This window comes from Nostoc sp. 'Peltigera membranacea cyanobiont' 210A (assembly GCF_002246015.1).
Lineage (GTDB): Bacteria > Cyanobacteriota > Cyanobacteriia > Cyanobacteriales > Nostocaceae > Nostoc.
Genome location: NZ_NOLJ01000005.1, coordinates 98,663 through 117,905, shown reverse-complemented (window position 1 = coordinate 117,905; position 19,243 = coordinate 98,663). Strand labels below are relative to the sequence as shown.

General features: G+C 43.3%; 16 protein-coding genes, 1 tRNA gene and 1 pseudogene. 11 read left to right on the top strand and 7 right to left on the bottom strand.

The window, feature by feature from the left end:
• The first annotated feature begins 32 nt into the window (after positions 1–32).
• Positions 33–194, top strand: coding sequence for a hypothetical protein (locus tag CDG76_RS37365; protein WP_180277700.1), 162 nt, complete (start codon positions 33–35; stop codon positions 192–194).
• Between the two features lie 1,160 nt (positions 195–1,354).
• Positions 1,355–2,359, top strand: a complete 1,005-nt coding sequence (locus tag CDG76_RS16670) for a succinate dehydrogenase/fumarate reductase iron-sulfur subunit (RefSeq protein WP_190240899.1) — start codon at positions 1,355–1,357, stop codon at positions 2,357–2,359.
• Between the two features lie 72 nt (positions 2,360–2,431).
• Here CDG76_RS16670 and CDG76_RS16665 read toward each other — a convergent pair whose 3' ends face one another.
• The 4 genes from CDG76_RS16665 to psbX form a co-directional block, all read right to left on the bottom strand.
• Positions 2,432–2,956, bottom strand: coding sequence for a TolB family protein (locus CDG76_RS16665; protein WP_094350104.1), 525 nt, complete (start codon positions 2,954–2,956; stop codon positions 2,432–2,434).
• Positions 2,957–3,023: 67 nt separating this feature from the next.
• Complete coding sequence (locus CDG76_RS16660) at positions 3,024–3,584, bottom strand: TolB family protein (protein WP_094350103.1); 561 nt, start codon at positions 3,582–3,584, stop codon at positions 3,024–3,026.
• Between the two features lie 47 nt (positions 3,585–3,631).
• Positions 3,632–4,552 (bottom strand): Ycf66 family protein, encoded by a 921-nt coding sequence (locus CDG76_RS16655; RefSeq protein ID WP_094350102.1) that lies wholly within the window; start codon positions 4,550–4,552, stop codon positions 3,632–3,634.
• A gap of 248 nt (positions 4,553–4,800) precedes the next feature.
• Positions 4,801–4,920: a photosystem II reaction center X protein gene (gene psbX, locus CDG76_RS16650; RefSeq protein ID WP_012412183.1), complete on the bottom strand. Its 120-nt coding sequence runs from the start codon at positions 4,918–4,920 to the stop codon at positions 4,801–4,803.
• A gap of 307 nt (positions 4,921–5,227) precedes the next feature.
• On the opposite strand from psbX, the gene CDG76_RS16645 reads away from it, so the two are divergent.
• On the top strand, positions 5,228–5,521 hold the full coding sequence (locus tag CDG76_RS16645) for a YggT family protein (protein ID WP_094350101.1): 294 nt from the start codon (positions 5,228–5,230) through the stop codon (positions 5,519–5,521).
• Positions 5,522–5,599: 78 nt separating this feature from the next.
• Here the strand turns inward: CDG76_RS16645 and accC are convergent, their stop codons facing one another.
• A complete protein-coding gene (accC, locus tag CDG76_RS16640) occupies positions 5,600–6,943 on the bottom strand; it encodes an acetyl-CoA carboxylase biotin carboxylase subunit (RefSeq protein WP_094350100.1) in 1,344 nt (447 codons plus the stop codon).
• A 444-nt stretch (positions 6,944–7,387) separates the two neighbouring features.
• Between accC and CDG76_RS16635 the strand changes: the two genes are divergently transcribed.
• The 8 genes and pseudogenes from CDG76_RS16635 to CDG76_RS16600 all read left to right on the top strand — a co-directional run bounded on the left by CDG76_RS16635 (position 7,388) and on the right by CDG76_RS16600 (position 14,853).
• Positions 7,388–7,468 (top strand) — tRNA-Leu (locus CDG76_RS16635).
• Positions 7,469–7,665: 197 nt separating this feature from the next.
• On the top strand, positions 7,666–8,289 hold the full coding sequence (locus tag CDG76_RS16630) for a chorismate lyase (RefSeq protein ID WP_094350099.1): 624 nt from the start codon (positions 7,666–7,668) through the stop codon (positions 8,287–8,289).
• A 140-nt stretch (positions 8,290–8,429) separates the two neighbouring features.
• Positions 8,430–8,570 (top strand): hypothetical protein, encoded by a 141-nt coding sequence (locus tag CDG76_RS37360; RefSeq protein WP_190240871.1) that lies wholly within the window; start codon positions 8,430–8,432, stop codon positions 8,568–8,570.
• Between the two features lie 42 nt (positions 8,571–8,612).
• A pseudogene (locus tag CDG76_RS16625) lies at positions 8,613–9,172 on the top strand (Uma2 family endonuclease).
• Between the two features lie 1,278 nt (positions 9,173–10,450).
• The gene (locus CDG76_RS16615) at positions 10,451–12,220 is read left to right on the top strand and encodes a DUF3352 domain-containing protein (protein WP_094350097.1); all 1,770 of its coding nucleotides are present in this window, start codon (positions 10,451–10,453) and stop codon (positions 12,218–12,220) included.
• A gap of 160 nt (positions 12,221–12,380) precedes the next feature.
• Entirely contained in the window at positions 12,381–13,442 is a 1,062-nt protein-coding gene (gene ccsB, locus CDG76_RS16610) for a c-type cytochrome biogenesis protein CcsB (protein WP_094350096.1), read from the top strand.
• A gap of 272 nt (positions 13,443–13,714) precedes the next feature.
• A complete protein-coding gene (locus tag CDG76_RS16605) occupies positions 13,715–14,023 on the top strand; it encodes a KGK domain-containing protein (RefSeq protein WP_094350095.1) in 309 nt (102 codons plus the stop codon).
• 152 nt (positions 14,024–14,175) lie between these two features.
• Complete coding sequence (locus tag CDG76_RS16600; protein ID WP_094350094.1) at positions 14,176–14,853, top strand: Uma2 family endonuclease; 678 nt, start codon at positions 14,176–14,178, stop codon at positions 14,851–14,853.
• 367 nt (positions 14,854–15,220) lie between these two features.
• Here the strand turns inward: CDG76_RS16600 and CDG76_RS16590 are convergent, their stop codons facing one another.
• Together CDG76_RS16590 and CDG76_RS16585 are read right to left on the bottom strand one after the other, a co-directional pair.
• A complete protein-coding gene (locus CDG76_RS16590) occupies positions 15,221–18,871 on the bottom strand; it encodes a tetratricopeptide repeat protein (protein WP_094350092.1) in 3,651 nt (1,216 codons plus the stop codon).
• Entirely contained in the window at positions 18,872–19,198 is a 327-nt protein-coding gene (locus CDG76_RS16585; protein ID WP_094350091.1) for a hypothetical protein, read from the bottom strand. It abuts the gene before it with no gap.
• Between the last annotated feature and the right edge of the window lie 45 nt (positions 19,199–19,243).

Here is a 19,243-nt window from a genome sequence, read left to right as displayed (position 1 = left end):
CCTGCCGATAGGAGCCAAAAGCACTTCTATATATGGTTGTCCACAACCAACGAGAGGCCATAGTTGCCACAGACATTAATTTTGGCGATCTTACGGCACTTTTAACCATTATTCGCCATCAGAAAGAAAACTATTTTCTCCTTTGGCGCTACTGTAGCGGTGTAACTTTCAGCCACCTTTACAAATGGGGTTAGGTTCTACTGCAAATAAGTCGTAGACCCAAAAAATTGCAGGTTTTTCACTTTTAGTGCTTGCCTTTCTTGGCAATGAGCAAGTAGAGTTTTCTCCACTCGTCCTCTCAAGCTTAGGACAGCATAGTATTTCAATAGAGTCCTACGGGCATACACCCTTTTGTCCTACCAGTAGAGACGTGAATTTTCTTGTCTCTACATTACGAATCAACAAAGCAGTAGTAACCGCGCTGATACGGCTATTGATTCTGGTTTTGCTACTTCGTAATTTTATATTAAATACTAGCATGGACTAATAATAGCAAAATAGTTGTTTAATTTTGAATTAAAGTTGCTGGTAAATTTTTATTTAAATTCCTGGACTAAAAGAAGAAAAAAGCAGTGACGATTTTCTTAACCCTTTATTGCAAGCGTGAGCATTGCTATCTGGCTTTTATAAAAATTTATATAATTGAGACGAGCAGTTTTGACCAATGAGTTCAATCCCATATTTTCTTGATTGAGAGCAAGCCAAAAAGCGAAAAGTCTCTCACCTCCGGGTTTCGCGGTGCTCTAACTTTTCTTTGAAAGTGGTGGGGATTTTTCTTCGGTTTATTATCTTCAGGTCAAAAGCAGTCAGAGGATTTTGCACGTCTGTCTATGGGAAGAACAAATCTCTTAACATCTGCCTAGTGCTTGATTGCCACTACTATATATTAAACATGGGCTTTCATACATCTATATAATCAAAAAATCCTGCCTTCGCTACCAATTGACGAAATTTTACTGTCAGGACTGCTTGACTCAAGTTGACATCAAGAGATGTTGCTAACTTCACATACATTTCATTTGGATACGATCGCTAGGTCAAAGATCAACTTAAGTTACTTTTTAAGCAAACCCTCTTTCCTTTACATTCCTAAACAGGGAAATTTAATGCAAAGCTGCAATTACATTTTTGGCGTTTAACTCAGAATTTGACGAAAATCTTGCCTACAACGCTACTACAAGTAAAATTTGAATGGTTATCCTTAAACTAGAATCAGTCGCTCTTGAATCGTCAGCCTATTAACACCAGGGTTTGAATTCGGGGCAAAAAAGTGTAACTCACTTTTCGCAACTACCTGCTTTGACTCATGATTGTTGAGGCTGGTGAAGTAATTTTAAAATTTTGGTTAGTAGTTATGGAAGTTATTTTTAAGGTCATTCGACAGCAACAAAATTCCTCCCCTGTTGTGCAAACCTACCTTGTGGAAGCCGAACCAGGTAATACAATCTTGGATTGCCTCAATCAAATTAAGTGGGAGCAAGATGGAACTTTGGCATTTCGCAAAAATTGCCGCAATACTATTTGTGGTAGCTGTGCTATGCGAATTAATGGGCGTTCGGCTTTAGCTTGTAAAGAAAATGTTGGGAGTGAACTTGCCAGATTACAACAAATACCATCATCCCAAAGTAAAGTAAATGCTATTGCTGAAATCACGATCGCGCCTCTCGGCAATATGCCCGTGATTAAAGATTTAGTTGTAGATATGAGCAGCTTTTGGAATAATCTAGAGGCAGTTGCCCCTTATGTGAGTACGGCAGCACGACAAGTACCAGAAAGAGAGTTTTTGCAAACACCACAAGAGCGATCGCGCCTCGATCAAACTGGTAACTGTATTATGTGCGGTGCTTGTTACTCTGAATGCAACGCTCGTGAAGTTAATCCAGACTTTGTAGGTCCCCATGCCCTTGCCAAAGCTTACCGAATGGTAGCAGACTCCCGCGATAGCGATACCGAAAATCGTTTAGCAAGCTACAACGAAGGTACTAAAGGCGTATGGGGTTGCACCCGTTGTTTGTACTGCGATTCAGTTTGTCCAATGGAAGTTGCACCATTAGAACAAATCACCAAAGTTAAACAAGAAATTCTCACCCAGAAACAAGCCAGCGATAGTCGCTCAATTCGTCACCGGAAAGTATTGGTAGATTTAGTTAAAGAAGGTGGTTGGATTGATGAACGTCAATTTGGTGTACAAGTAGTCGGTAATTATTTTCGGGATTTAAAAGGATTACTCAGTCTTGCACCCCTCGGTTTGCGGATGATCCTCCGAGGTAAGTTTCCCCTATCATTTGAAGCTTCTGAGGGGACGGAACAAGTGCGATCGCTCATTGAATCTGTGCAACAAGTAGAAAACAAAAGTTAGAAGTGAGGAGTTAGGAGTGAGGAATTTTAACTCCTAACTCCTAACTCCTAACTATTAACTCCTAACTTTAGTTCAACGCGGTTCTTGAGGTATATTCAACGGTCGTCCAAAACGGTCATATACTAAAACATCCCACTGACCATTATTACTAGACTCAAAAGCGATTCTGCTACCATCAGCGCTAATTGTAGGGTTACGGACTTCGGCTTGCAGGTTATTGGTCAAATTCCGTGATTGGCGTGTTTCTCGGTCGTAGAGAAAAATAGCCGATCGCCCCTGACGGCTAGCCGCAAATACAATATAACGACCATCTTGTGAAACGCTAGGATGATTTGCGATCGCATCAAAGGAATTTAAACCTGGCAAATCAACCAAATCACGATTTACCGTATCAAACATATAAACATCTTGGCTACCGCGTCGGTCAGTAATAAAAACAATGTATCTCCCAGAAATTTGGGGGTTTAATTCCGACGCTAAACTATTGAGACTCCGACCCCCTGGATCAAAGGGATAACTCAAAAGGCGAGGGTAGCCAAAACACCCAGTCAATAAACTTAAACAGAAAAATACAGGTATAAAAAAAACACGTTTCATATAATTAGTCATTAGTAATTAGTCAATAGTCTCACAACTCCTAACTCCTAACTCCTAACTTTCTCCCCTACGGAGGTGAACCTACGGTTGCACCGTTGGGAATATCTAACTCAATATTTGGCCCCCGGTCTAAGACTTCAATATCCCACTGACCACGAGTGGCAGTTTCAAAGACAACATAACGTCCATCTGGACTTATATTTGGTTTTCTAACCCAGCCGCGATAAATTGGTGTGACAATTTGCGACTGTTGCGTAGCGCGATCGTAAAGCGCTACCACTGGTCTACCTTGATCGCTAGTAAGATAAGAAATATAACGCCCTGTGTAGCTCAAACTTGGACTTTCGGCAATTGTCTCCTGTCGGTTTATCCCAGGTGTACCAATAAATACTTGCCTCTCCAAATCGTACACTAGTAGCTGCTGATTACCATTCCGATTAGATACAAACGCTAAAAAGCGCCCATTTCCACTCAAAGCAGGTTGCTCCTCGGTGTAGCGACTGTTAAGAGAAGTAGGCCCTATGGGAATATCGTTAGTACCACAAGATACAAGCAAACTTGTTAAACCAAAAACCAGGCTCCAATGAATTGGTCTTTGGAGCCAAAATGTAGGCGTAAATTTTTCCACCTCAACTGTTTTCCGTCGCCTCTAAACTTACTTGCACGCCAACTGTTTTAAACATCGTCATCAAAATCGGTCAAATTATCTGGTCCGTCATTTGGTTTTTCCATTGGGCTGTATGGCGCATAATCAGTTGGGATCGCATCATCATCTTCGCGCGGTCTTCGAGGAGTTGAGTCAGTGGGTGGACGACGCCTTCTCGGTCTGGAAGAAACATCATCTTCACGACTTTCGGGACGCCCAGACCCGTTATTACTACGACGAGAAGGTTTTCTGACTTCCCCACCCGAACTTTCCCAATCATCAACTTGCCTAGATGAAGAACCCCAATTTTCATCTTCAGAGCTTTCAGAAGGGCGATTCACGGGACGACCAGAAGTCCGCCGACGCGTTCTATCAGATGGAGGCTGTCTTTCACTACTGCTACTGTTGCGGCGTTCTGTGCGACGGGGGGGTTGTTCCTCGTAATAGTCATCACGAGTTGAAATCTCATCCCTGCTACCGCGAATGCGGGCACGCACTGGGCGTTCTTCCTCGTCTTCATAAGGCAGTGGATCTAAGTCTGCCTCCATCTCAGCCCCATACCTCTTGCGGTTACGGTTCATTGAATAATTTCCGCTTACCTCTCGCTCATCGTCCACAATCGGAGTGTTACGCTTTGCTTGCTGGGTAGCTATACTCCGCAGGCGAATACTTTCAACTGCAAAAAATACAGTTGTGCCCACTAAAAGCAGTTGACCAAATTGTAAAATTGGGTCAAGCCGCCATCCTTGAAAGACAAGAATGAAGCCGCAAAGCAAGCCGACTGCTGCAAAAAAGATATCTTGATCTCGTGACAATTCTGGGCGCACAGTGCGGAGAAAATACAGTGCTGCCCCAGCCACAGCCAGGAAAATTCCTAGAATACTGGCTGAGTTTGCCCCAAAATTAACCTGAGCCAGAAAACTGGCTGAGTTCAGCCCAAAATTTATCATTGCTGTTTTCCCAATATCAAATCTATGTTAGCGAGTCACAATTAAAATCACTACTCTAATTAGTCACGATATATTGAAGCTTCAAAGCCTCTAGCAAAGAAGCTCTGAAGCTATTCACCGAAAAGTAAAAATACCTATGTCTGTCATCTATAACTGCCACCAGCCGCAGTTTATGCTGCTTTTGGTGAAATAAATGTAGATAGCTGACAGACAATCGATTGTGAGAGTTAAATTAACTCTCATAAGCATTATGAACGCTGTATTTTATCTTTTTGGCTAATGAAAATTAGACCAACTGTAACGGGTATTACAACAATTGCTGTACCCCACAGCAGACTCCAAAGAAAATTTGCTAAAGAAGGCGTCATACTTCTCAACCTTTTTTTACACAGTTCATCCTAATTTTAATAGTGTATTACTTTCTTGAGAAGCCTCTAACTCGGAACTGCCAAACTTGGTAACTACTTTCACCATTTGTTGAATTAACCACGTGGGCGAGTTCACTTTTCTATTTCAGAAGGAAGTGACAGCATTTGGTTAAAATGATGATCGGAGTGCTTTACAAAGCTTAAAACTTTTTAGCGATGTCTACGATGGGCTAATCGGCGTCGCAAAATGCACATAGCCGTTGCCTAAGTTTTTTCTTTCTTTACAGATAGATAGTACCTGAAACCGATGACTGGTGTTAACCTGACTGCTTGGATTCTTGGCCCTGTGTTAGGGGTGATGACATTTTTATTTATATTTCGTATCATTCTCACTTGGTATCCGCAAGTGGATCTAAATCGTTTGCCGTTTAATTTAATAGCTTGGCCCACTGAGCCATTTTTAATCCCGTTGCGAAAGCTGGTGCAACCTATAGGCGGGGTAGACATTACACCTATTATTTGGGTTGGTATCTTTAGCCTGCTGCGAGAAATCCTACTAGGTCAACAAGGATTGCTGACTATGCTATCTCGTGTAAATTAGGTTACAGGATATAGGTTACAGGCTATAGCTTATGAACCCTGTTCCCTGTAACCTATACCCTGTAACCTTCCTACTTCCCTAACCGTTCATTTCCTGCACAAAATTTGTATAGACGTTACCCTGTAAAAACTGTGGATTTTCCATAATTTTTTGATGAAACCCAATGGTGGTAGGTAGTCCAGTGATGGCACATTCTCTCAGTGCGCGTTTCATCCGGTTAATCGCAGTGGGCCGGTCTGGTGCCCAAACAATTAACTTGCCGATCAAGGAATCGTAGTAGGGTGGGATTTGGTAATCTGTGTAAACGTGGGAATCAATCCGCACACCAGGCCCTCCAGGGGGGAGATAGCTACTGATGCGTCCAGGAGAAGGGCGAAAGTCATGGTCGGGATCTTCGGCGTTGATTCGGCATTCGATCGCATGACCTCGTAATACTACTTGCTCTTGGGTCAGCTTGAGTCTTTCTCCTTGGGCAATGCGGATTTGTTCAACAACTAAATCAATCCCCGTAATCATCTCTGTTACAGGGTGTTCTACTTGAATCCGGGTGTTCATTTCCATAAAGTAGAATTTACCGGATCTATCCAAGAGAAACTCAATAGTACCCGCCCCACTGTAGTTAATGAATTGGGCCGCTTTGACAGCAGCTTGTCCCATTTTCTCACGTAGGTCTTGGTCGAGAGCCGGACTAGGAGCTTCTTCTAACAGCTTTTGATTCCGGCGCTGAATTGAACAATCTCGTTCACCCAAGTGGATGACATTACCGTAGTTATCCGCCAAAATTTGAAATTCGATGTGGCGGGGACGTTCAATAAATTTTTCTATGTAAACGCCAGAATTCCCAAAAGCTGCTCCTGCTTCGCCTTGGGCTGCGAGAAAAAGTTTCACAAATTCGTCTTCAGAACGAACTAGGCGCATACCCCGTCCACCGCCACCTGCTGTAGCTTTGATCATCACTGGATAGCCGATATCCTTGGCGAATCCTAATCCTTCTTGCTCGGATTCTACCAATCCCTCACTACCTGGTACTGTCGGGACTCCAGCTTTTTGCATGGTTTCTTTGGCAGTGGATTTATCGCCCATCCGTCTCATAGCTTCTGGAGTTGGGCCGATAAAAGCAATATGATGGTCGGCACAGATTTCCGCAAACCGGGCATTTTCTGCCAAAAAACCATAGCCTGGATGAATGGCAGTAGCATTGCGCGTCAGTGCAGCAGCAATAATATTGGGAATATTCAAATAACTTTTACTGCTAGCAGGTTCGCCAATGCAAACCGCTTCATCAGCAAGTTGGACGTGCAGAGCATTACGGTCAACGGTGGAGTGAACCGCAACTGTGGCAATTCCCATTTCTTCACAGGCGCGGAGAATGCGAAGGGCGATTTCTCCCCGATTGGCAATTAATATTTTGTCAAACTTCATTTTTTAGTTTCGATATCATTACCAGTAGATTGACATTTTCTCTGATCCAACTTGAAACAACGCTTCCGCATTATTTCAAATTATTGCAGGAGATTCGCCACCCTGATCCTAAGCAAACTTGCATATTGCAGGCTTGCTGCCTCTACGGGTCTTACTACACTAACAACATTGCTGCTGTAAGTCTTGGCTAGACTACCAAGCTGGGCTTTTGCATAGGCGTAGCCCGTCGTAGACATCGCCTACAGCAGACGGATACGCGATCGCACCCCGCCGAATACAGTCGCTCTAGTAGCTCTAACCCTTTTCAATATCACTTGTACAACTGCTAAATTTCTGTCAGTCTGATACCGCCTTGAGAAAATTTATATTTTTGAGCAACTGAATTTAGATATCACCTTACTATAATTATTTTCTTATGCTATAGTCTATTCTTAGAGAAACCATGCGGATGTGGCGGAATTGGTATACGCGCACGCTTGAGGTGCGTGTGGCTTTGCCTTGGGAGTTCGAGTCTCCCCATCCGCATTTTTGCTTGTTTAAGCATAGGGTCAATAGTCACAGGTCAAAAAACCTTAGACTATTGACCCTTAAATATTAAGTTTGTAGTGAAGACTTTAGTCCTTTTCGGAACCACTCAGTGCTTACTACATATTAAGCATTGCCTTGTCAAAGTACTAGTTTTTTATGCTTTTATAGAAATAGGTGAAGTTTTGTAAAAAGCATTGACTATTTCTTTTCCGCCGACAAACAACCTAACACTGCCACCAGCTTGGCATCGCCTCACTCCGATTTGGCAAGGAGGGGAGGAAATAATTCAACAAAGTTTACCTCACACTCAGCTAGCACCTGCATGGCAGCTAATGCTTTTGGGTGACGGCTCTCCAACACGTCACTTAGAATTGCTCACAGGTGAGCCTGTAGAAGTAGATGTTATTGATATGTCATTGATTGGCATTGACTTGGATGCTGCTCCTGAGTTAATCCAAGCTGTCCCAGAACCGCGATTACGACGACAAGTATGGCTGCGTACCGCTTCTGGTCAAAGATTAGCCTATGCTACTTCGTGGTGGGAAGCCAGTCATGTCGATGAGTATTTACAAAACCGTTCATTACCAATTTGGGCAAGTTTAGCTCGTCTTCGCACAGAATTGTATCGAGATGTTCGAGGAATTTACTACGGTGACTCATTGGCTCTAGAGTCCGGTTTTGGTGTAGCTGGGCCTTTTTGGGGTCGCCACTACTTGTTTTGGCATCATGGGCAGCCACTGACATTAATTTATGAAGTTTTTTCACCTTATTTGACCAAATATTTGGGGGCTATGCAATTAAATTCCAAAAATCAGTAAGAAGCCATGATGTAGTCCGATCGCTATCGAGTAAAACTAAGTAGCTGAAATCATGGAATGAAATTATCAAAGGAACGTTGAATTATTGTTGCAGCGATCGCTTCTGGTAGTAGTGCCGTTAAACTAATGAGTTTTCGGTGATGGTTTGCCGTTGTTTAGTGATCGCACTGTGCCAGTTGCGTAAGTCCTCTATGATTCAACTCAAAACCCAACTCACCCTCAAAGAATTTCTCGCACTTCCCGACAAATTACACCTCAAGAAATCTTCCAACAAGCAATAATTTCCCACTGATGTTAGCAAGAAAGACACGAGGAAAGGTTTAATGAATACTGTTGTGCTAAATCTAGAACCGATTGCTCATTTAACCGATGAGCAATTTTATCAATTGTGTATTGCCAATCGTGATGTAAGCCTGGAAATGAACGCATCTGGAGAATTAATAATTGTGCCACCAGTAGGAGGAGAAAGCGGAAATCAGGAAGCTGGACTGATTGCTGATTTAGAAATTTGGAATCGTCAAGCTAAATTAGGGAAAGTTTTTAGTTCTTCAACTATCTTTATACTTCCCAACAGTGCAAAACGTTCTCCTGATGCTGCTTGGGTAAAATTGGAGCGGTGGGAAGCTTTAACACCAGAACAACGAAAAAAATTTCCGTTGTACCCGACTTTGTGATTGAACTGCGTTCGGACACAGATCGCCTTGCACCAATTCAAGAGAAAATGCAGGAATACATTAAAAATGGTCTGTGCTTGGGTTGGCTGATTAATCCTCAAGATCGCCAGGTTGAAATTTACCGACTTTTAAAAGCTGTAGAAGTTGTACAAATGCCAGCGATTGTTTCTGGAGAAGATATACTACCTGGATTTGAGTTGCAAGTATAGGTGGGCGATCGCTACCGAGCAAAGACAAGTAGCTCAAATTGGCTTGCAGCTTTGTCCAGTTAGTTATATCTGTATGTTCGCTTATTTTGAGATGGCAAGAGGCATTAATGCCTTGAGAGGAAAGCAATAGTGGTAGTGGGACTTAGACAAAAAATACCCAAAAAAGAGCTTCAAACCTATGTACAGAAAGTCTTTAACATCCTTTCGCTTAGTTTCTTGATATATCTGGGTTTGGGCTGTTTTTGAGTATTTGGTGTATTTCCCTTGCTCTACATGGGTTTGAGGCTTGTTTCTGCCTCCAAAGTGTTTAAGTCCCGATAGGACGATTTTCCAACCAAATCGCATAAAAATAGAGTTCTTAGAGCGGGGTAATACTTTAAGGTAAATTGAGAGCAATCGCTAAAACCATTACAATACCTAGAGTTTTCTGTTCTGATTGTATATAAGGGACTTCCAAATAAAAAAATATCCAACTATTTATTGTGGGGTGGGCGTCTCGCCCGCCCAGTAACCAAAAGCGGGCAAGATGCCATTGGTGTCAACTTAAGCCGAAAACTATATCGGACAGGCATTTTGCAAATCCCTCACGCCCTCATCCCCTAACCCCTTCTCCCTTGGGAGAAGGGGAATTGAATGTCTAGCTCCCTTCTCACGGATGGGAGAGGGGCTGGGGGTGAGGGCAAAACGTTGTCACCAAGCGGGTTTAGCGTTAAGTTGACACCTATGGCAAGATGCCCACCCCACAAGATTGGATAATTTATTTCTTGGAAGTCCCTAACCCTCTTCCATCACTCTTGGAGAAAGCAATCGCTGCAAGGCTTACGAGACTTAACTTTCCAGGTTTTGGCTACATTTTTGAATTTATATTAGAAAATAAAGCCTCAAACCTTCATTTAGTCATAGTTTCAGTTTTCTGCTTCGATTATTGTTTTCTGAGAGTGATGGAAAGGCGCTAATTTCTGTAACTCCGAAAAAAATGTTATATTCCCTGAATTGCTTGGAATACTTGGAATAACAGATTTACTTGTGGAAACTTTCCGACAGAGGAATTAATCTCTGGGAAACGTCCTACGAAATTCAACAAAGCGTGTTAAAAATGGTAACTGAGCCAAAAACATAGCTTTTAAAAGACTACGGAAAGTTAATTATCGAAGTACCATCAGCATCTAGGGTAGAAAAATTTAATATAATTAACTGCTCTAAAGAATGGGTAATACTGTTGGTGTACTTGACTAATCAAGCAAGTAATAAGTTTGCAAGTATAAGGTACAGGTTTCAATGGCACCGCCTCTTGTGTCTGTTCAGATGAAAAAAAATAAGAACCCGTCTCTGGTGCTGACGCTCTCGGCTGCTGGGTTATTGATTGGTGCGGGGAGTGTGGCCTACTGGTTGTTAGCTCAGAGACAAATATCTTCTAGCGATTTGCTAGTAGGTGCAAATATTATTCCTGGTGATGCCCTGTTTGCGGTTTCCTTAACAACAGATCCCCAGCAGTGGCAGAAATTGCGGCAGTTTGGGACAAAAGAAACCCAAACAGAACTGGACAAAAATTTAGTTCAGTTACGCGATCGCTTTCTGACTAATAATGGTTATGACTTCCAGAAAGATATCGCTCCTTGGGTAGGCGATGACATTGCGATCGCAATTCTTGCCCCAGCTACAGGGAATAAACCTGCACCCAAACCAGTTACCACCAATGAAGATGCTGCTAGCGATCAGCAGTCGATGGTAATGGTATTACCAGTAAAAAATTCAGAAATCGCCAAAAGCATTTTGGCACAACCCAAAACCCTTAAACAAGGCAAATGGATTGACCGTACTTATCAAGGGATCGCCATTAAACAAAGTGAGGGGCAAACGGGGCAAAACTTCTCGGCTGCATTACTAGATGGGCGTTTTGTAGTCATCACTGATAGCCCCAAAGCCACAGAACGAGCGATCGATGCTTACAAAAATAAAACATCTCTAGCCACAACTGGAGGCTTTGCGGAGAATTTCCCGAAAATTGCCAACTATCAACCCTTTGCCCAGTTTTATGTAAATGTGCCAACAGCAGCGAAAATAGCCGCAGCTTCTCCAAACCGCCCTTTACCTGCTCAAGTTTTGGCTCAACTGCAAAATAACCAAGGTTTAGCCGGGACAATAACTTTAGAGTCAGAAGGAATCCGCTTCAAGGGCGTTTCTTGGTTAAATCCTAATAGTCAACGTGTGCTGGTGGTGGAAAACAAAGCTGGGAAAATGCAAAGCCGCATACCAGCGGAAACCTTAATGATGCTGACTGGTGGTAACTTACAGAGGTTGTGGAGAGACTATGTTTTAACATCTCAAGGAAATCCTCTATCACCGATCGCACCAGAACAGATTAGAGGTGGTATAAAATCTCTTACCGATCTTGATTTAGATAAAGATTTGCTTAGTTGGATGAAAGGGGAGTTTTCGTTATCAGTAATTCCTGCTACTCCAAAAGAAGGTTCACCAAATGATTTTCGTGCGGGTTTGCTGTTCATGGTACAGACAAGCGATGCCGACGGCGGGCAAAGCCTACGCAAATCAGCTGAAACATCCATCAGTAAGCTGGATGAAGTGATGAAAAATCAATACCAGTTCCAAGTACAACCGGGGAAAGTTGCAGGTCAACCCGTTGTTAACTGGATATCACCTTATGGTACATTAACTGCCACCCACGGTTGGTTAGATGGAGATGTCGCCTTCTTGGTAGTCGGCGCTCCCATCACCGATAAAATTGTTCCCAAACCTAACTACACACTAGCTGGCACTCTTCCCTTCCAAAAAACAGTTCCTACAGAACCCAATCCGACGAATGGTCAATTTTTCTTGGACGTGGAACGAACTGTGAAAAATTTCCCTTTACCAACTCTAATTCCCAATCAACAAACTTTGCTAGATGCAACGCGCTCAATTGGGATGACATCTGCTGTCAGCGACAATCGCAGTAACCGTTACGATATTTTTATCGAACTTAAAAAAGTTACTAACGCGACTACATTGCCTAGTCCAGAAGGGAGTAAGAGTAACTCTGTTAGATAGGGGAGTGGGAAGTAGGGAAGCAGGGGAGAAGTTGCAGTAAGTTTTTCCCCTCTGCCCCTTGTACCCAATCCCCAATGCCCCATTCCCGATTCCCCTCTTAACATATAGGATCAAAACAGTCAGAATCGATATTTTAAATCATCCACGGAGAGAAGACTTTATGAATTTGGTTGTACTCCAGAACTGGCTGGACAATGCGTCCTTTGCCATATTATTCCTAACAATGCTGGTGTATTGGGGAGGAGCGGCTTTTCCGAATCTGCCTTATCTAGCCGCTTTGGGGACAGCTGGGATGGCGATCGCAAATTTGGGCATTGCTACTCTATTAGGGGCACGATGGATTGAAGCTGGTTACTTTCCCTTAAGTAATCTCTATGAATCTCTGTTTTTCTTAACTTGGGGAATTACCGCCGTCCATCTGATTGCTGAAAATAGTAGCCGTAGCCGTTTAGTAGGAGTTGCGACAGCTCCGGTGGCAATGGCGATCGCAGCTTTTGCTACTATGACACTACCATCGCAGATGCAAGCGTCAGAACCCCTAGTACCTGCCTTGAAGTCCAATTGGCTGATGATGCATGTCAGCGTCATGATGTTGAGTTATTCTGCTTTGATGGTGGGTTCGTTATTAGCGATCGCTTTCTTAATTGTCACTCGTGGTCAAAACATCCAACTACAAGGTAGTTCTGTTGGTACTGGTGGCTATCGCAGCAACGGCTACCGCTTGCACAAAGCATCTGAACTAATTTCTCAACCACCAACCCCTGCTGTCGAAAATAACGGCTTTGCCCGTTTTGAAACTAGTAGCAACGGCAACAGTAACGGTAACACTGCTGTTTTGAATTTAGTAACTACCCCTGAATCTCAAACCGTTGCATCTACTGAACCTCTTTCACCCCAACGCCTTAGTCTTGCCGAAACCCTCGACAACATCAGCTATCGGATCATCGGACTAGGATTTCCCCTGCTGACAATTGGCATCATTGCCGGTGGCGTTTGGGCTAACGAAGCCTGGGGTTCCTACTGGAGTTGGGACCCGAAAGAAACTTGGGCATTAATCACCTGGTTAGTGTTCGCCGCCTACCTTCACGCCAGAATTACTCGCGGTTGGCAAGGGCGTCGTCCCGCAATTTTAGCCTCTACCGGCTTGCTTGTGGTTTGGGTTTGCTATCTCGGTGTAAATCTTTTGGGTAAAGGTTTGCATTCTTACGGTTGGTTTTTTTAAGAACCTCACTAAGACAGTACTGAGTATTGAGTATTTTACTTTTACTCATAACTCAGGACTTAGTAAAATCCCGCGTAAAACTATGGTGAGTTAAGTATTTAAGTTGAAACGCAGAGGGGTGAAGAGTTTTTCTTTCCCCCTCTGTGCAATACACAAATTATTACGATAATAACCAAGGACTAATGACCAATGACCAATGACTAAATTATCATTTTATTTCGGATGAACTGTTATATCTCTGGAAAATATAGATTTATTGACAGGAGATTTTTATGGAAGATGGATTCGAAAGACTAAACCATGATGAAGTTGTGTCTATAGAACCAGACACTTTTAATAAGTTAAATATTGCTAAAACCTTTAAAGTCCGTGATTTGATTACAGCAATTAAAGAATATGTTGGAGCAGAAGAAACAGATGAAGTAAATTTGTATACCCAAGGATTAAATTGTGAAGTTTTACAATTTAGTACTTTGGGATGGAAAAAAGGAAAAGTTAGACTTGCTTTAGAATTTTGTCCTGATGAATCTGAGTCACCACTTGATGAAATTTTTCAAAAACTCAAACAAGTGGAAAATTAATATCCAATGAGCAAAACATCCCTGGCTTCTTAAAGAAGTCGGGGATGTTTTGCTCTCTATGTTTGCAAATAAAATTAAGATGTGCTGAATTGCTATCAAAATTCATTAATAAAATAAAGATGTACTAATAACTGAGAAACGGTAAACCTATCATGCTAAATTACGATCCATTAGCTTGTTTGCCCTCATCCGAGGAACTGCCAGACTCTGACGATACCCCTGTGGATAATGAATTACAAGATTTAATTCCCGGTTTACTCAAAGCAATACTCGCAATGGCATGGCCAGAAAGAATGGATTGGTTTTTTGGTATAGATATGGGGATTTATTATGACCCAGATTTACCGCCAATCGTGCCAGATGGATTTTTGAGTTTGGGGGTAGAGCGATTTTATGATGAAAACCTCCGTCCCAGTTATGTACTTTGGGAAGAGAAGAAACTACCGATATTAGCACTGGAAGTGGTATCTCAGACATATCGCGGTGAGTATTCGACCAAAAAAGCAGAGTATGCAAGATTAGGGTTTTTGTATTATGTGGTTTACAATCCATTTCGTCGTCGTAAGCCACGTTTAGAAGTTTACAAATTAGTTAATAATACTTATGAATTACATGATGGTAATCCCGTTTGGTTGCCAGAGATTGGTTTAGGAATTGGCATGGAACGGGGAACTTATCTAGGCATTCCGCGCGAGTGGTTGTATTGGTACGATCGTCAATGGCAAAGGCTTTTAACACCACAAGAACAGGCTCAACAAGCTGAAAGACGCGCCCAATTATTAGCAGAAAGATTGCGATCGCTCGGCATAGATCCTGATTCTCTCACCTGAATTGCTGTAAAGACTCATCAACGAAGCTCCGAGGTTCATTAATGAAGCGCAAAGGTTCATCAACGAAGCTCCGAAGTTCATTAATGGAGTTCAAAGGCTCGTCTGCGAGTATCAAAGACTCGTCCGTGAGTATGAAAAGCTCATCCAAGAGTATAAAAGACTCGTCCGTGAGTATGAAAAGCTCATCCAAGAGTATAAAAGACTCGTCCGCGAGTATCAAAGACTCATTCACGAGTATCAAAGACTCATTACAGCAATTTTCATGTACTTAAGTCCCACTCTTGCCTTCTTCTTTGCGCCTCTGCGCCTCTGCGTGAGACAAAAATCTTTCAGTAATTACGAACTTGTACTGAGCGTAGCCGAAGTATTACGAATTACGCATTACCCTATCAAGACTTGCACGCACACCTTCAGCGTATGATGACTTCAATCGCTGCAAAATCTCTAAAGCTGGTTGCAAATAGGATATCGCTTTAGTGTATTCACCCTTCTGTTCTGCCAAATATCCTAAGCACCACAGAGTCATTGCTTTGCCTTCGACATCTCCAATGCGTTCAGTTATTTCCAAAGACTGATTGAAAAGTGCGATCGCTTGATCCACATCCCCTTTGTTGGCGTAGATACCTGCCAGTTCGTGCAACGTCCCTGCTTTAGTTTGGACATTACCAATACGTTCAGTTATTTCCAAAGACTGATTGAAAAGTGCGATCGCTTGTTCCACTTCCCCTTTGTTGGCGTACATACGTCCCAGTCTGTCCAACGTCGCCGCTTTGCCTTGGACATTTCCACTGCGTTCATCAATTTCAAGGACTTGATTGTAGAGTGCGATCGCTTCATCCACTTCCCCTTTGTTGGCGTAAATCATTCCCAATTGGTGCAACGTCGCCGCTTTGCGTTGAACATCTCCAATGCGTTCAGCTATTTCCAAAGACTGATTGAAAAGTGCGATCGCTTCATCCACTTCCCCTTTGTTGGCGTAGATACCTGCCAGTTGGTGCAAATTCGCCGCTTTGCCTTGGACATATCCAATGCGTTCATCTATTTCCAAAGACTGATTGTAGAGTGCGATCGCTTCATCCACTTCCCCTTTGTTGACGTAGATATTTCCCAGTTGGTGCAAATTCTCCGCTTTGCCTTGGAAATTTCCAATGCGTTCATCAATTTCAAGGACTTGATTGAAAAGTGCGATTGCTTGCTCCTCTTCCCCTTTATCAGCGTAGATACGTGCCAGTTGGTGCAACGTCGCCGATTTGCCTAGTACATTACCAATGTGTTCATTTATTGACAAAGACTGATTGAAAAGTGCTATCGCTTCATCCACTTCCCCTTTCTTGGCGTAGATACGTGCCAGTTGGTGCAACGTCGCTGCTTTGCCTTCGACATTACCAATGCGTTCATTTATTGACAAAGACTGATTGAAAAGTGCCATCGCTTCATCTACTTCCCCTTTGGTCGCTTTTAGTATCCCAAAATGATGATAAATTGATGCTAATTCTGCTACGTCTTCTGCAGGACAAAGATTTAAAGCTTGTTGGTAATAGTTTAATGCTCGATCAACCTCACCCATTTGGTGTTCACAATAAGCAATTTGGTTGAGAACACTATAGTTTGTAGTAATTTCTAAGGTTGATTTGTACAGATGTATTGCTTCCCGAAAACGGCTTTTATTTTTCCAGTTCTCTGCTAAAGAACTGGCAATGTTCGCCGCAATTTCTTCATCCTTCCCCAACAAGCCTAAACGATGAATTTCTAACTCTTGTGCTTCCGTAGCAGCTTCCGCCTCTTCCCACCACAGGCGATACAAAATTTGTGCAGCTTGTTTATACAACTCTTCACCCTTGGGGTTTTCTGGAAACTCTAGCAACGGTGACAAAATCCGGGGAACACGATACAACCTCTCTGTGTTATTGGTGAGGGTAACTTCCAACAAACCCAAAATTTCAGCGCGTTGAATATGACTTTCCCAACTTGAGATATCCTCACAAATCGGGGAAATAGCAGCTAGAGGAACAGGTAACTCATACACCAACAACTTCCCCAGCATTTGACGCAAAGCTGGAGTTTGCTGCTTCAGCAATTCCTGTGCCAAAATATCCTCACGAAATTCCTTTTCCTTATCTGCCATCTTTTGCAGAATCATCTCAACTCCGCTCTCGGCTGACGGCGACTGCGGGGAATTTTGCAAAATCTTATCTAACCATTCCAACAGCCGAGGATTTCCATCTGCTGCTTTTTTGGCACGTTCGGGCAAATCTGGCTGAAATTGCCAACTGCCATTAAACGAATTGAGACGATTATACTTTTTAATTAAATCTGCCCCACCCAAAGCCCCCAGAGGTTCGCGGTACAGACGATGATTCAGTTCCGACAAAGTGAAATTGTAGCGACAGGTAATAATTACCTTGTGGGGAAGTTGGGAATTTTGCATCGCCTTCAGCAACGCCAGCAGTACATCCACAACTTGTGGTTGCAAGACATAAACCCCATTTCGTAATTCCAAATTAGCCTCAAAGTCATCCAGCACAAAGGCAAAGCGCTGTTCTGTGGTATTCAGTCCTTCACTGAAAAACTTGGTGAGGCGCTGCATCAAGGGTAACTTGCCATTGAGAATTTCATGCCCCCGTTCCGAGGTACATTGTTCAGCAAGGGTTTTGAGCAGTTTATCCTCATCCAGTTGCCGAAAGTTCACCAGCCTGTCATAGCCAACCATCCTTTCCAGAAGTCGCGCCGTCACAGTACTCTTACCCACACCCCCCAGTCCGTGAATTAGTACCCCTAATGAAGTGCGAATAGCTTTGAGACAACGTTGCAAAGTCCGCCGTCTCCCAACAAACTCAGAGGGTTTCGCCACCCGCACCTGTTGGGTATCGGGATCTAAAAAATGTTGGTATGCAGGTTCCGGCGCTGAGGGTGGCATATCTCCCAACACTTCCACCAACGCACCCGGACATTCTCCCTGGACATATAACCGCAACAAATGCCAGTCACGCACATTCTGTTTAAACAACTGCTGGTAAGTGCTAGCGAGTGCTTCAGCTAATTGATATCCGGCTGCCAATTTCCCGTAGAGGTGCGCGGCGGCGGCTGTGGCAGTCCGGTCTTCCACAGGCCGCCCCCAACTTAAAACCGCCCTAGCCCCTTGGGAAATTAGTGCCTCAGCCATTGAAGGGACAGCCCCTTTATCTGGTGCTTGTCCAGTCCGACACCCAGATAAAAACACCAACTTGGGAAAGCGAAACCGGAAGACTTCGGCCAGTTCTGCGGCTGTGGTTTCGTGGCGATCCCCAATTTCCGTCTCAGTAATAAAGTAAGGCGTATTCGGCTCTAAACCTGCTCCCCTCTCGAAAAGCGGGGAGGGGTTGGGGGTGGGGTTCTTTTCCGCTTCAGCAGGAGTAATTGACGCGTGTCCTGTGAGGTGAAACACATCAAAGTCATTAAAATAGCGACTCCACACCTTACCCAACTCGCTAACGCAACCGCTTTCTTCCACCCGCAAATCTAAATTAAAATCTCGCGTATCTGCCAGAATTCTCGCCTCTTCCTGTTCAAAGTCTAACTTTGGTTCCACATCTTCCGGGTCGGTTGCCATAAACAATACTCGCAATTGTCGTGCTTCCACAGAAAACCCTTCCGTTTCTTTCTCAATCCAGCGCAGAGGCAAAACCACTGGATTAACCCGCTTTACCAAAAAATCCTCACCATCATGCAGCACTTCCCAAGGTAGATGTGCCAGTTTTTGATCAGTATCAATAGCAATTACCAACCCCTCACCGCGACAGTTAGCAATTCCCCGACTCAACCACCGTCCATCCCCATCCAACCAAAAAAATAACTGCTGCCCGATTCCTGGTAAATTGGGCAGCAGTTTATAGTAATCTCGTTCGCCTTGCTTGAGTAAATCAGCAATTTCTGCCAATTTCAGGCGACGTGATTCATAGTGATTTTTTTGAGGTAGCCAATACCTGAGTTCAACTGTTTCCTGCGTACATTCCCGAAGTTGAATGCGGATAGTTTGCACTTATTTGCTGATAGATTTGAGGATTTCCGTGATTTCCTCTATAGTAGCTTCTTCGAGTAAAATCCTATTTCCAGTCTCAGGGTCAAGAATTACCACATCAAACTGCTTTCCTGGATGAGATTTATGCCATTCTTGATACCATTTGCGAATTTGTTCAGCTAAAGCCGCAACACCACCCACAATACCGATAATAGTAGCAACAGCCGCCAAAGTTCCCTCCCTTTGCGTCGGTACTTCATAGCTTCCCGATATTCCAGGAATTTCTAGCAAAGCCTCGGCTGCTGCTGGTGCGCCTTCACCCTCAATACCTACTTGAATTTCTGCCATTAAATCACCTACGAATTTATCCAAGATTCTGTATATTATCCGTTT

Excerpts from the sequence above, each read along its gene's own strand:
- CDG76_RS37365 (WP_180277700.1), top strand. The coding sequence starts at position 33 with ATGGTTGTCCACAACCAACGAGAGGCCATAGTTGCCACAGACATTAAT.
- CDG76_RS16670 (WP_190240899.1), top strand. The coding sequence starts at position 1,355 with ATGGAAGTTATTTTTAAGGTCATTCGACAGCAACAAAATTCCTCCCCT.
- CDG76_RS16665 (WP_094350104.1), bottom strand. The coding sequence starts at position 2,956 with ATGAAACGTGTTTTTTTTATACCTGTATTTTTCTGTTTAAGTTTATTG.
- CDG76_RS16655 (WP_094350102.1), bottom strand. The coding sequence starts at position 4,552 with ATGATAAATTTTGGGCTGAACTCAGCCAGTTTTCTGGCTCAGGTTAAT.
- psbX (WP_012412183.1), bottom strand. The coding sequence starts at position 4,920 with ATGACGCCTTCTTTAGCAAATTTTCTTTGGAGTCTGCTGTGGGGTACA.
- CDG76_RS16645 (WP_094350101.1), top strand. The coding sequence starts at position 5,228 with ATGACTGGTGTTAACCTGACTGCTTGGATTCTTGGCCCTGTGTTAGGG.
- accC (WP_094350100.1), bottom strand. The coding sequence starts at position 6,943 with ATGAAGTTTGACAAAATATTAATTGCCAATCGGGGAGAAATCGCCCTT.
- CDG76_RS37360 (WP_190240871.1), top strand. The coding sequence starts at position 8,430 with ATGGTTTGCCGTTGTTTAGTGATCGCACTGTGCCAGTTGCGTAAGTCC.
- CDG76_RS16615 (WP_094350097.1), top strand. The coding sequence starts at position 10,451 with ATGGCACCGCCTCTTGTGTCTGTTCAGATGAAAAAAAATAAGAACCCG.
- ccsB (WP_094350096.1), top strand. The coding sequence starts at position 12,381 with ATGAATTTGGTTGTACTCCAGAACTGGCTGGACAATGCGTCCTTTGCC.
- CDG76_RS16605 (WP_094350095.1), top strand. The coding sequence starts at position 13,715 with ATGGAAGATGGATTCGAAAGACTAAACCATGATGAAGTTGTGTCTATA.
- CDG76_RS16600 (WP_094350094.1), top strand. The coding sequence starts at position 14,176 with ATGCTAAATTACGATCCATTAGCTTGTTTGCCCTCATCCGAGGAACTG.
- CDG76_RS16585 (WP_094350091.1), bottom strand. The coding sequence starts at position 19,198 with ATGGCAGAAATTCAAGTAGGTATTGAGGGTGAAGGCGCACCAGCAGCA.